The sequence below is a fragment of the Streptomyces sp. NPDC008238 genome (assembly GCF_042956445.1).
Classification (GTDB): domain Bacteria; phylum Actinomycetota; class Actinomycetes; order Streptomycetales; family Streptomycetaceae; genus Actinacidiphila.
The window spans coordinates 90046-101889 of sequence record NZ_JBIBGK010000005.1 but is presented as its reverse complement, the minus strand read 5'-3'; the positions used below and the strand labels follow the sequence as shown (position 1 = coordinate 101889).

The 11844-nt window shown below is 69.3% G+C and carries 13 protein-coding genes; 12 read left to right on the top strand and 1 reads right to left on the bottom strand.

The window, feature by feature from the left end:
- Positions 1-9: 9 nt before the first annotated feature.
- From ACFZAU_RS14535 to ACFZAU_RS14490, 10 genes are all read left to right on the top strand, one after another.
- On the top strand, positions 10-471 hold the full coding sequence (locus ACFZAU_RS14535) for a DUF5709 domain-containing protein (RefSeq protein ID WP_500552407.1): 462 nt from the start codon (positions 10-12) through the stop codon (positions 469-471).
- A gap of 302 nt (positions 472-773) precedes the next feature.
- Positions 774-1397, top strand: coding sequence for an RNA polymerase sigma factor (locus ACFZAU_RS14530; protein ID WP_500552406.1), 624 nt, complete (start codon positions 774-776; stop codon positions 1395-1397).
- 115 nt (positions 1398-1512) lie between these two features.
- Positions 1513-2430 (top strand): NADP-dependent oxidoreductase, encoded by a 918-nt coding sequence (locus ACFZAU_RS14525; protein ID WP_500552634.1) that lies wholly within the window; start codon positions 1513-1515, stop codon positions 2428-2430.
- Between the two features lie 131 nt (positions 2431-2561).
- Positions 2562-2945 carry an MmcQ/YjbR family DNA-binding protein gene (locus ACFZAU_RS14520; RefSeq protein WP_500552405.1) on the top strand — a complete coding sequence of 128 codons (384 nt, stop codon included), beginning with the start codon at positions 2562-2564 and terminating at the stop codon, positions 2943-2945.
- 52 nt (positions 2946-2997) lie between these two features.
- Positions 2998-3885 carry an SDR family oxidoreductase gene (locus tag ACFZAU_RS14515; protein WP_500552404.1) on the top strand — a complete coding sequence of 296 codons (888 nt, stop codon included), beginning with the start codon at positions 2998-3000 and terminating at the stop codon, positions 3883-3885.
- A gap of 511 nt (positions 3886-4396) precedes the next feature.
- Complete coding sequence (locus ACFZAU_RS14510; protein WP_500552403.1) at positions 4397-4951, top strand: carboxymuconolactone decarboxylase family protein; 555 nt, start codon at positions 4397-4399, stop codon at positions 4949-4951.
- Positions 4952-5065: 114 nt separating this feature from the next.
- Positions 5066-5890 carry an isocitrate lyase/PEP mutase family protein gene (locus tag ACFZAU_RS14505; RefSeq protein ID WP_500552402.1) on the top strand — a complete coding sequence of 275 codons (825 nt, stop codon included), beginning with the start codon at positions 5066-5068 and terminating at the stop codon, positions 5888-5890.
- Positions 5891-5947: 57 nt separating this feature from the next.
- Positions 5948-6595, top strand: coding sequence for a nitroreductase family protein (locus ACFZAU_RS14500; protein WP_500552401.1), 648 nt, complete (start codon positions 5948-5950; stop codon positions 6593-6595).
- A gap of 201 nt (positions 6596-6796) precedes the next feature.
- Positions 6797-8182, top strand: coding sequence for a dihydrolipoyl dehydrogenase (gene lpdA, locus ACFZAU_RS14495; RefSeq protein ID WP_500552400.1), 1386 nt, complete (start codon positions 6797-6799; stop codon positions 8180-8182).
- Between the two features lie 130 nt (positions 8183-8312).
- The gene (locus tag ACFZAU_RS14490) at positions 8313-8543 is read left to right on the top strand and encodes a hypothetical protein (RefSeq protein ID WP_500552399.1); all 231 of its coding nucleotides are present in this window, start codon (positions 8313-8315) and stop codon (positions 8541-8543) included.
- A 92-nt stretch (positions 8544-8635) separates the two neighbouring features.
- Here ACFZAU_RS14490 and ACFZAU_RS14485 read toward each other — a convergent pair whose 3' ends face one another.
- The gene (locus ACFZAU_RS14485) at positions 8636-9775 is read right to left on the bottom strand and encodes an NADAR family protein (RefSeq protein ID WP_500552398.1); all 1140 of its coding nucleotides are present in this window, start codon (positions 9773-9775) and stop codon (positions 8636-8638) included.
- A 220-nt stretch (positions 9776-9995) separates the two neighbouring features.
- Here ACFZAU_RS14485 and ACFZAU_RS14480 point away from each other — a divergent pair, with 220 nt between their 5' ends.
- Positions 9996-10931 carry an SDR family NAD(P)-dependent oxidoreductase gene (locus ACFZAU_RS14480; protein WP_500552397.1) on the top strand — a complete coding sequence of 312 codons (936 nt, stop codon included), beginning with the start codon at positions 9996-9998 and terminating at the stop codon, positions 10929-10931.
- A gap of 199 nt (positions 10932-11130) precedes the next feature.
- Positions 11131-11787 carry a TetR/AcrR family transcriptional regulator gene (locus ACFZAU_RS14475; protein WP_500552396.1) on the top strand — a complete coding sequence of 219 codons (657 nt, stop codon included), beginning with the start codon at positions 11131-11133 and terminating at the stop codon, positions 11785-11787.
- The last annotated feature ends 57 nt before the right edge of the window (positions 11788-11844 follow it).

Sequence of the window (11844 nt, the reverse complement as noted above, 5' to 3'; positions counted from 1 at the left end):
GAGGCCGTGATGACTTCACCAGATGATTTCCCGTCCTACGAAGACCTGGCCGAATCCAATCCCCTGCGCTCGCAGGAGGAGTACGACGAGGACGAGCTGGGAGAGGACGTGCTGGACCAGGGCTATTCACCCGCCGACGCGCCCCTCGCTGTCAACGACTGGGGCGTCACCGCGAGAGAGGGCGCCTCCCACGAGGACCTCGCCCATCGGCTCAGGCGCGAGCTGCCGGACGTCAGCGCACCGGAGGAGGGCGACGGACTGGGCGACACGATCGGCACGGACGGAGAGCTCATCGACGACCAGGTCGGCGACGAGCGGGCGGGACGCCTCGTCGGCTGGGACACGGACGTTCTCACCGCCGGATACGACGGCGACGACTACTGGGCGCGGGACGTGGGCATCGACAACGGCGCCGCCTCCGCCGAGGAGGCGGCCGTCCACGTGGTGCCCGACACCCAGGAAGGCTTCTGAGGGACCGCGGGCACCGCCCGGGCCGGGAAGCCTCGACGGAACGGCACCCCCGGCGGCGCATGGGTCGCTTGCCGGAATCCGCGGGGACCCCGTCCCGGAACTCCCGGGGATGAGGGGCCCGGCAAGAGAGAAAACAGCGACTTCGCGTAGACGGCCGGTAGATGGTCTCGTGCTGGGATTGTTCACACGAGATAACCTGGGGACTGAGAACCATGCGCTGTGCAGATGTTGGAAAAACGTGCCGCCCGGCCCTGAATGAACAGGCCGGAACCAGCGGAAGTGCCCCGGCAGCAGCACCCGCCGTGATCCGGGGGCAACTCGACCCGGAGTCCGCCGCCTGGGTCGATGCACTCGAGGGCGGCCGCGGGCCCCAGTACGAGCTGGCCTGCACGCGGCTGCACGAACTGCTGGTGCGGATTGCCCTGGACGAAGTGTTCCGCCGGGGCCCTCGTTACCGAATTACCGGGCCTGAGCTGAACGATCTCGCCCACCAGGCGGCAGCCGACGCGCTGATGAGGATTACGAAGAAGATTCGGCAATTCCGAGGCGATGCCAGGTTCACGACGTGGGCGTTCCGATTCGTCGTGCTCGAGGTTTCCAACGCGCTGGGCCGCCAGTTCTGGCGTGTCTCACATACCGGGTTCGACGTCGACGAATTGGCGCACGTGCCCGACCGCTCCGGTAGCGACCCTGTCAGCCACTGGCAGGCGCGGGAGCTGGTCGAAGCCGCGCGCCGGGCGGTCGAGACAGCGCTGACCGCCCGCCAGCGGCAGGTCTTCACCGCCGTCGTCAACGGGGTCCCCCTGGAGACGCTGGCCGGCGAGCTGGAGACGAATCGCAACGCGCTCTACAAGACGATGTTCGACGCCCGCAAGAAACTGCGGGCTCAACTGATAGCCGGCGGGCATCTGAACGCCGCGGGCTGACGCAGCGGCGACGGCGGCCCGCTGACCAGGGGGGCTCGGACGGGCGTGGCACACCCACCCGGTCACCGGAGCCCGGTCGCCACAACCCCCACACCTACGAGGAAGAGGCATGTCGATGAAAGCCATTGTGGTCACCGACCAGGCCGCCGGAACGTCCGGAATGACGCTGACGGAGCGGCCCGAGCCGCTCGCGGCCATCAACGACGTCATCGTCCGGATCCATGCGTCGGGCTTCGTCCCCACGGAGATGGAGTGGCCGTCCACCTGGGCCGATCGCGCCGGCCGTGACAAGACACCGTCGATCCCCGGGCACGAGCTGGCCGGAGTGGTCACCGCCCTCGGCTACGGAACGACGGGGCTCACGGTCGGACAGCGGGTGTTCGGCCTCGCCGACTGGCACCGCGACGGCACCCTTGCGGAGTACGTGGCGATCGAGGCGCGCAACCTCGCACCGCTGCCAGGCGACGTCGACTTCACGGTGGGCGCGTCCCTGCCGATCTCAGGGCTGACCGCTTGGCAGGGCCTGTTCCAGCACGGCCGCCTCCAGGCCGGCCAGACCGTCCTCGCCCATGGCGCGGCCGGCGCGGTCGGGACGATGGTGACCCAGCTCGCCCGTGAGGCCGGCGCCTACGTCGTCGGTACCGGACGTGCCGCCGACCGCGAGAAGGCGCTCGACTTCGGCGCGCACGAGTTCGTCGACCTCGTGAACGACTCGCTGAAGGACGTCGGCGGCGTCGACCTCGTCCTCGACGTCATCGGCGGCGACGTGCAGAAGCAGTCCGCCGCCCTGATCAAGGCCGGAGGAACACTGGTCTCCGTCGTCGGCCCGGTGGAAGCACGGCCAACCGACGGTCTGGCCGTCGACTTCGTCGTCGAAGCCGATCGCGCCGCGCTCGGTGAGATCGTGCAGCGAGTGCGGGACGGACGGCTGCGGACCAACATCGGTGACGTCGCGAGCCTCGACGATGCCGTCGGTGCCCTCAACCCGACCACGCGACGCCTCGGGAAGACCGTCATCCGCGTCGTCCCGTAGGCAGTGGACGGTCACCGTCCGACCCCGCAGGTCGTGGTCCCGGTCCACGCCACGGCGATCGGCCACCGACCGGCGCAAGGACCCGAACCGACACACGCCGGACACCCGGACCGGCAGAGGAGTTGATCACCTTGGATGGACAGGAAGTGCAGAAGATCGCCCGCGACTGCACCGCGGAACTCCCCGGCACCGACCAGGAGCTTCGTTTCGGCCCCGACTGGGAGCTGCACAAGGTGGGCGGCAAGGTCTTCATGCTCATGACCGACATGCCCGGCCGCCCCGTCGTGATCCTGAAGGCCGATCCGGACGACGCCACAGCCCTGCGCGAGCAGTACGCGGGCATCACCGCGGGCTACCACATGAACAAGAGGCACTGGATCACCGTCGAAGGCGGGGACGCCGTCGACGACAAGCTGGTGAAGGAACTCGTGACCGACTCCTACCGGCTGGTGGTCGGCGGGCTTCCCAAGTCCAGGCAACCCGTGGACCCACACACCTACAACCGGCAGGCCTGACCCTCGGCCTGCCATCCTGCGACGCAGCGTCACAGGAGTATTGGAGCCTCCCATGCGCGTTTTCGTCACCGGAGCCAGTGGCACCGTCGGCTCGGTCGTCGTTCCCGAACTCATCGCCGCAGGTCACGAGGTGCTCGGTCTCGTCCGCTCCGACGCCGCGGCCACGGCCGTCGCCGCCGTCGGCGGGACGCCGCTCCGCGGCGACCTCACCGATCTCGACAGCCTCCGCGCCGGCGCCACGCAGGCCGACGGCGTCATCAACCTGGCCTTCAGCAACGACTGGAGCAACATCGAGCCGGGCATCGAGGAGGAGGCACGCGCCGTCAAGACCCTCGCCGCCGTACTCGCGGGCAGTGGCAAGCCGTTCGTGCACGCCGGCCTCACGCCGATGCAGCCGGGCCACACCTCCACCGAGGACGACCCCGACACCACCCACGGTCCGGTCGGCGGCCGCGGCCGGACCTCCCAGGAGGTGCTGAGCCTGGCCGCCCAGGACATCCGGTCCTCCGTCGTGCGACTGCCGCGCTCCGTGCACCAGCGCGGGACGACGTACGGCTTCTGCTCGGTGCTCATCGCCGCCGCGCAGGAGACGGGCGTGTCCGCGTACGTCGGCGACGGCACCCAGCGATGGCCGGCGGTCAACCTGCTCGACGCCGCCCCGCTGTTCCGCAGCGCACTCGAGGACGCCGCGCCGGGCACGGTCCTGCACGCGGTGGCCGACGAGGGCGACACCATGAGGTCGCTGGCCGACGCCATCGGCGGCGTTCTGGAGGTGCCGGTCGAATCGGTGCCGGCGGAGCGCTTCGGCCTCATCGGACAGGTGTTCGCCCTCGACATGGCGTCGTCGAGTGCCTTGACCCGGGCAAGGTTCGACTGGAAGCCCACCCACCCGAGCCTGATCGACGACCTCGCTGCCGGCGACTACCCGGCACTGGGCTGAGGGCCGGGGCCCGGGTGGCCCGGACGCGGGGGAGTCGCAAGGCGCTGTCCGGGGTTGCAGCGTCTCCCATCTGAAGAGTGGACCAAAGAGACCATGTGAGCGGTTGATCGCAACGGAGGCATCCCTGGCTCCATGCGGCGCGAGCGTCGCTCGCCCCTACTGATCGATCAGTTCACGGTGCGGTCGAATTACGGCGATTAGCTGCACATTCTTGTTGCGGTGCGACGTCGACCCAGGTGTAGTCGGCGCGGTCTGCCCGACTCGTCGGGGGGGTTTGGCGCCGTAATTATTGGACTGTATAGTCCTTCTTAGGGCGGTGTCCCGGGTGAGGCGATCCGGAACGCGAGGCCGACAGCGTCATCCCTCACACGTCAGGTCGCCCGGCGCTCGGCGCAACCGGCCACGTCACGGCCGGTGCAGGAGAGGCCCCGCGACGGAGCGGGGGAAGCCCTCCGAGCCCGACGTGGACTCGACAACGACTACTCACACCCCGACCGGAGGTCGGTTCGCCGTGTCACGACTGAAAGCTCCCGCACCAGAGGACGTCCCTGCCGGCGCGCAGCGGATACTCGACAACGTCGGTGCGCAACTCGGCTTCGTCCCGAACATGTTCCAGGCCATCGCGTCGAACCCGACCGTTCTCGAGGGCGTCACGAACCTGCAAGGCACCTTGAGCCGGGTTCTGGACGCGAAGACCCGGCACAGCATCGCGCTTGCCGTGTCCCAGGCCAACGGCTGCGACTACTGCCTGGCGATTCACAGCCACGTCGCGACCGCGTTCGGCGGCATGTCAGGCGCCGACATCGAGCTCGGGCGCAGCGGCAGCTCGGTCGATCCCCGGCGCGCCGCAGCCGCTCGCTTCGCGCAGCGGGTGGTCGACAGCCGCGGGCGAGTCAGCGATGCCGAGCTCGAGGAGGTGCGAGGCGCCGGGTACACCGACTCCCAGATCCTGGCGATCGTCGCTGTGGCGGTGCAATTCCTGCTCACGAACTTCATCAACAACGTCAACCAGACCGACCTCGACATCCCCACCGTCGACTCGGTCGGCACGGCCGTGGCGCCGTGAACACCCGCACCCGGCGCGGACGACGCCCGACACGGCAGGCGGGGGCGCGATTCACCCCGCCCACCCGGTCGGCAGATCCCTCACCGACTCGACGATGATTCAGGAAGGCTCGACATGACGGGCTCCGAACTCTACGAGAACTTCATGGCGTTGCACACCCGCGACGGTGGTCTCGTCATGCCGAACGCCTGGGACGGCCTCTCGGCGCTGATGCTGGCCGACGCCGGCTTCGAGGCGATCGCCACATCGTCGGCGGCGCTCGCCTTCTCACTCGGCCGCCTCGACGGGCGTCACGAAGTCACCCGCGACGAGCACCTCGAGCACGCGCGGCTGCTCGGCCGACTCACGCGACTGCCCGTCAACGGAGACTTCGAGGACGGTTACGGCGACTCGCCCGAAGACGTCGCCGCCACCGTTGAGGCCGCCGTGGCGTCCGGACTGGCCGGTATCGGGATTGAGGACACCTCGGGCCGTCCCGAACAGCCCATCCGTGACTTCGACGAAGCGGTCAGTCGCGTACGCAGCGCCGTCGTCGCGGCCAAGAGGCGGATCGTCGTCACCGGCCGCACCGACAACTTCATCCAGGGCCGGCCCGACCTCGACGACACCATCCGTCGGTTGACCGCCTTCGCCGACGCCGGCGCCGATGTGCTCTACGCCCCGTACCCGCCCGACCTCGACGCACTCGTCGCGATCGTCACCGCGGTCGCGCCGACACCGGTCAACGTCCTCGTCTCACCGTCCGACGCGGTGCTGACCGTCGCCGAACTGCGGAAGGCCGGGGTGAAGCGCATCAGCCTGGGACCGGCGCTCTACGCCCACGCCATGGGAGCACTCGAACAGGCCACCAAGGCGCTGGTCGCGGGCGACCTCGCCTCGGCCACGACAGGCATGAGCTTCGACCGCATCCAGGAACTGCTCTCCGGCACCACGAACTAACCCACCCGCACAGTCACCGGCTCCTCGCCCACGCTCACAAGAAGAAGGAACGTCGCAATGGATCTCGACAAGCTCATGAACAAGCACCTCACCAGGTACTTCGACCCCAGCAGGACCATCCCGGAGGAGACCCTCCAGCAACTGCTGAGGTTCCTGCGTTCGACGCCGTCGTCGACGAATGTGCAGCCCAACCACTTCTACGTCCTCGCGACGCCCGAAGGAAAGGAGCGGCTGGCGGCCAACCTGGGAGAACGGTTCCAGGACAACGGCGAGAAGATCCTGAACGCCTCACACACCGTCATCCTCACCACCAGGGCTGATCTTCCCGAAAGCCACCTCGAGGCGGTGTTCGCCAAGGAGCGGGGCGACGGACGGTTCCCCGACCCGGCGAAGCAGGCGATGTGGGAGTCGATGACCCGCGACTTCCTCAACCTGCGCAACTACGGCTACAAGGACCTGAACCACTGGATGGAGAAGCAGACCTACCTGGCGATGGGTCTGACCATGATGGCGGCCGCCGAGCTCGGCGTCGAAGCCATGCCGCTCGAAGGGTTCGACCCGACCAGTGTCGACAAGGCCTTCAAGATCCGTGAGACCGGGCACACCACGACCGTGCTGATGGCGCTCGGCTACCCCGATCCGGCAAAGGTGTACACCAGCCCGGTCTCCCGGTTCGAGCACGACCAGCTGTTCACCTTCGTCTGATCAGCCCCGGCCACCGGACCTGCCGTGGCCGACGTGCGAAGACCCGCGGACACCTCGGTCGTTCATGCCGGCCTGCCCCGGACCACCGGGCCGCCGACCGGGGCCGCCGGTCATGACGACCCGCCCGTGACCGGGCGGGCCGTGACATGCCGCGCAGTGGTCGGCTCCATCCACACAGTCAATGCGAAAGGGAGGGCCCTCATGTCGGGAGCCACCGAAAGTTTCGATCTCGTCGTCCTCGGCGGCGGCAGCGCGGGCTACGCCGCCGCTCTTCGCGGTGCCCAGCTCGGCCTGCGCACGGCGATGGTCGAGAGACACAAGCTGGGCGGCACCTGCCTGCACAACGGGTGCATCCCCACCAAGGCCCTCCTGCACGCGGGCGAGATCGCCGACCAGGCCCGCGACGCAGAGTCGTTCGGGGTGAAGGTCTCTTACGCGGGCATCGACATGGCGGCCGTGCAGCGCTTCAAGGACGAGACGGTCGACGGCCTCTGCCGGGGCCTGACAGGACTGGTGAAGGCGCGCGACATCACCTACATCGAGGGCGAGGGCCGCCTGTCCTCGCCTACCTCCGTCGACGTCAACGGCCGGCGCATCGAGGGCCGCCACATCGTGCTGGCGACCGGGTCCGTACCGAAGTCCCTGCCGGGCCTGGAGATCGACGGCGACCGGATCATCTCCTCGGATCACGCCCTCGTCCTGGACCGGGTGCCGAAGTCGGCGATCATCCTGGGGGGCGGCGTCATCGGTGTCGAGTTCGCCTCCGCCTGGAAGTCCTTCGGAGCCGACGTCACGGTCGTCGAGGGGCTCGGACACCTCGTGCCGCTCGAGGACGAGAACTCCTCGGACCTCCTCGAGCGCGCGTTCCGCGAGCGCGGCATCAAGTTCAACCTGGGCACCTTCTTCTCGAAGGCCGAGTACACCGACGAGGGTGTCAAGGTCACCCTCGCCGACGGCAAGGAGTTCGAGGCGGAGATCCTGCTCGTGGCCGTCGGCCGCGGCCCGGTCTCGCGTGGCCTGGGCTACGAGGAGCAGGGCGTCGCCATGGAACGGGGTCATGTCCTGGTCGACGAGTACATGCGGACGAACGTCCCGACCATATCCGCCGTCGGCGACCTGGTCCCCACGCTCCAGCTCGCACACGTCGGCTTCGCCGAGGGCATCCTGGTGGCGGAGCGTCTGGCCGGCCTGAACGTCGTTCCGATCGACTACGACGGTGTGCCGCGGGTGACCTACTGCCACCCCGAGGTCGCTTCCGTGGGCCTCACCGAAGCCAGGGCCAAGGAGGTCTACGGCGCGGACAAGGTCGTCTCGACGAAGGTCCCGCTCGGCAGGAACGGCAAGAGCCGGATTCTGAGGACCGCGGGTGAGATCAAGCTCGTCCAGGTCGAGGACGGAGCCGTGGTCGGCGTCCACATGGTCGGCGACCGCATGGGCGAGCAGGTCGGCGAGGCACAGCTGATCTACAACTGGGAGGCGCTGCCGGCCGAGGTCGCCCACCTCATCCACGCCCACCCGACGCAGAACCAGGCGCTCGGCGAGGCCCACCTTGCCCTGGCCGGGAAGCCCCTCTTCACGCACGACTGAAGCCGGACGGGGCGTAACAGGTCCTGGGGCCCCGCCGGCCCGGCGGATGGCGTCGCCTTCGCAAGGCCACCGTCACAGGCAGGCAGACCATTCCCGGCTGCCGTGGACAACAGATACCGCGAGGTCAGTCATGCCGCAGCCATCACCCAGGCGTCCGCACATCGTGGTGCACAGCCCGGCACTGGACGGCTCCCGCCGGGTCACCAACGGGGACGTGATCGTGGGCATCGCCTCCCACCTGGATGACGTCATCGAGATCCTGCGACTCGCCGACCTCGACCGGATGGCGGTCGAGGAGAGTGACCTCATCGAGTGGCAGGGGGGTGGGCCGGACGAGTGGCCGGGACTTTCCGAAGCATAGTCACATATCGTGCCGCCGTGCGGGCGTCCGCCCAGGGTTCACCGCATCGGCACGCCCGCCCCGATGATGCCTGCGCGGTCGCCGGGGTGTGGTTACTCTCCCTCGTCGACCACCCGATCCGCCAGGAGTTCCGCTCGGGTGAGTTCGAGCAGGCGACCCACCCAGTTCCGGCCTTCCCGCGGACCGCGGTCGGTCCAGTGCGGCGACTCCGAGATGCCGGTGTAGCTGATCCGGGCGTCGCCCGTGGACAGCAGCACCTCGGCGAGTTCGGGGTGCTGGGTGAACTTCGCGCGCAACAGCGCGGCCATCATGGCGGTGCGGACGAGGGCCCACTCGGCCCGTAGTGGGATGCGGCCGCCGGTCTCGTGAGCCTCGCCGACCGTGGTCGCATCGCGGATGGCATCGTGGTCGGAGCGGTCGGCCGCAGCCAGGGCCCAGTAGCCGTGCAGCACCGTCGGATATCGCTGCCCTCGGTAGAGGAACGGCGCCGGGAACTCGTTGCGCAGGACGAACAGGTCCAGTCGTTCGGGCGGCTCGCTCGGTGGGTTGCCCCGTTCGTTCGACGTGATCGCGGGAGTCCCCGCCTCTTGCGCATCATCGGCATGCAGCACCCCGCGCAGCTCACGGCTTCGTTCCTCGCCCCGGTCGCCGGCCCGGAAGTACTCCAGCACCTCGCGGTGCATCTCCGCCGTGGCGATCGGGCCGTCGCCGCCGACGGGCTCGCCGAGATCAGTGACCAGCTGCCGCAAGGGGATGTCCTGCCGGTCCATGTCGCCCAGTACGTAGACCCGCCGATGCGCCGGAATGGTCAGATACGCCGCCCGGACACCCTTCCGGTTGTCCTCGGTGGGCTCCTGCTGGTAGCGCCTGATCGCCTCCCAGCACCGGTCCGAACTGGTCGGCCGCCCGCTCAGCGACTCGATCTCGTCCCGCACCTCGCCGACGAAGCCCTCGTCCGTCAGCGGTTCCGGATAGCGGGCGGACCACCGGGGACCCTCCCGGGTCGGCGCTGGGGCCGGACGCTCGGGGTCGCTCAGAGCGATCGATCCGGACGCCAGCCGCTCCCGGAGTCCCTGCACATCCATCTGGCCCCCGCAGCGGATCGCGCCGTCGGCGTAGACGAAGAGATCAGCCAGGTGGTAGCCCCCGTACGACGTGGTCCACACGTGGCACCACGCCCCGTCGACCCGTTCCCCGTCCACCAAGCGGTACGTCGGCCTCGTCCATGCCATCCCCGCAGCGTAGCCCGATCGATCTTCACCCGATCGGGCGGACCGCCGTGTGACGCGGATCACGTCAGGGGGGTCCGGACCGCGTGCCGCCCGCCCCTGCCGGACCAGAACGCGAGTCTGAACACCATGTATGGTTTTGGTCGTGATGCCTCGGCCGAAGCCGTGGGGGACCCCACCGGCCGGGCAAGGAACCAGCTCTTCGTGAAGGCAGGGCACAGCCATGACACTGACAACCACGTCGTTCGGCATGCGGGCCACCGCTGCTGAGGTACTTGAGGGAGTCGATCTCAGCGGGCGCCGGATGATCGTGACCGGAGGGGCGTCCGGTCTCGGTGTCGAGACGGTGCGCGCGCTGGCCGGCGCGGGAGCGGAGGTCACGATCGCCACGCGGAACCCCGCTGACGCGGAGCCGCTGGTCAAGGAGCTGCCGGGCACCCGGGCCGTGGCAGTCGACCTTGCCGACCTGGCTTCCGTCCGCGCCTTCTGCGACGACTGGAGCGGGCCGCTCGACGGCCTCATCGCCAACGCCGGCGTGATGATGCTCCCCACGCATCAGGTCAACGCACAGGGGTGGGAGATGCAGCTCGCCACCAACTACCTCGGCCACTTCGCCCTCGCGGTCGGTCTGCACAACGCCCTGCGGGCCGCCGAGAAGCCGCGCGTGGTCGTGCTCAGCTCCGGTGCCCAGCTGCGGGCCGGGTTCGACTTCGACGACCCCCAGTTCGAGCGACACCCCTACGACGCGTTCGTCGCCTACGCGCAGTCGAAGACCGCGGACGTGCTGCTCGCCGTCGGGATCAGCCGCCGGTGGGCGGAACACGGCATCACCGCCAACGCCTGCGCGCCGGGGTGGATCCACACCAACCTGACTCGCCACATGGACCAGGCGACCATGCAGGCCCTCGGTGCCATGGACGCGGACGGCAACCTGGTCACCCCCGACTACTTCAAGACCCCGGCCCAGGGAGCAGCCACCACGGTGCTGCTGGCCGCCTCCCCGCTCCTGGACGGTGTGACAGGGCGGTACTTCGAGGACAACCAGGAATCGCCCGTCGTCGACGGGGGCCCCGAGGTGATGGCGGGCGTCGCGAAGTGGTCGGTGGACCCGGCCGCCGCGGACCGGCTGTGGGACTACGCCCTGCCCGTGGTGCGCTGATCAGGAAACCTCCGGGCACAATGGGGGGCCGGCCTCGCGGCAGCACGAAGCCGCCGGCAGGCCCCCCATCGGCACGGGTCCGCTTCCACCTCGGGGAAGGTGGGGGCGAGCAGTTGTGGGGGGATCCCTGTCACCATCGCGGACCTCTTTCGCACGAGCCCGGTGGATGCGAGGCACGACACACACTGGAGGACGCCTGATGCGACCCATGACCCGCCGCCAGGCCGACAGTTACGCTGCGCGTTCGGCCGCGACCCGGGCGCAGGTGACGTCCACCCTGGAGCGCATGCTCGCTTCCGGCACGGCCTTCTCCGACATCAGCGTCCAGAGGCTCCTGGAAGAGGCGGGTGTGTCCCGCGCCACGTTCTACGCACACTTCCCGAGCAAGTCGGACGTCCTGGTGCGGCTTGCCGACGGTCTGCGGGAGTCACTGCTCGCGCTGGCACGGCAGTGGGACCCCGCCGCCGGCGAGGACGGGGCCGACCGTTTCGCCCGGTTCTTCGAGGAAGTCATCAGGATCCACCGCACCCATCAGGGCGTGCTCACCGCGGTCCGGGAGGCGGCGGCCTACGACTCCGCGGTGGGCGACTTCTACACGGCCAACCTCGAAGGGTTCGAGGAGACCACGCTGCGCACCGTACTGTCCGAGCAGGCCGCCGGCACGACGCCGGCCGACGTCGACGCTGGCGCCGCGAGCCGGATCATCGTCTGGGGCGGCTCCCAGGCGATCGCACACCACATCAGCGTCGACGACGGCAGCCGTGACGCCGCCTTCGCCCGGGAACTCGCCCGGATCTGGTGGTACGGCGCCTACCGCCGCCCCGCCCAAGGCGGACACGGCACGCGGCCCGACTGAAGTACAGAAGCGTCACATAGGGTGCCGGCGCGAGGGGCGCCGCGTCATTCGTCGCAA

Coding starts and splice junctions, on each gene's coding strand:
- ACFZAU_RS14535 (WP_500552407.1), top strand. CDS start 10: ATGACTTCACCAGATGATTTCCCGTCCTACGAAGACCTGGCCGAATCC.
- ACFZAU_RS14525 (WP_500552634.1), top strand. CDS start 1,513: ATGAAAGCCATTGTGGTCACCGACCAGGCCGCCGGAACGTCCGGAATG.
- ACFZAU_RS14515 (WP_500552404.1), top strand. CDS start 2,998: ATGCGCGTTTTCGTCACCGGAGCCAGTGGCACCGTCGGCTCGGTCGTC.
- ACFZAU_RS14505 (WP_500552402.1), top strand. CDS start 5,066: ATGACGGGCTCCGAACTCTACGAGAACTTCATGGCGTTGCACACCCGC.
- ACFZAU_RS14500 (WP_500552401.1), top strand. CDS start 5,948: ATGGATCTCGACAAGCTCATGAACAAGCACCTCACCAGGTACTTCGAC.
- lpdA (WP_500552400.1), top strand. CDS start 6,797: ATGTCGGGAGCCACCGAAAGTTTCGATCTCGTCGTCCTCGGCGGCGGC.
- ACFZAU_RS14490 (WP_500552399.1), top strand. CDS start 8,313: ATGCCGCAGCCATCACCCAGGCGTCCGCACATCGTGGTGCACAGCCCG.
- ACFZAU_RS14485 (WP_500552398.1), bottom strand. CDS start 9,775: ATGGCATGGACGAGGCCGACGTACCGCTTGGTGGACGGGGAACGGGTC.
- ACFZAU_RS14480 (WP_500552397.1), top strand. CDS start 9,996: ATGACACTGACAACCACGTCGTTCGGCATGCGGGCCACCGCTGCTGAG.
- ACFZAU_RS14475 (WP_500552396.1), top strand. CDS start 11,131: ATGCGACCCATGACCCGCCGCCAGGCCGACAGTTACGCTGCGCGTTCG.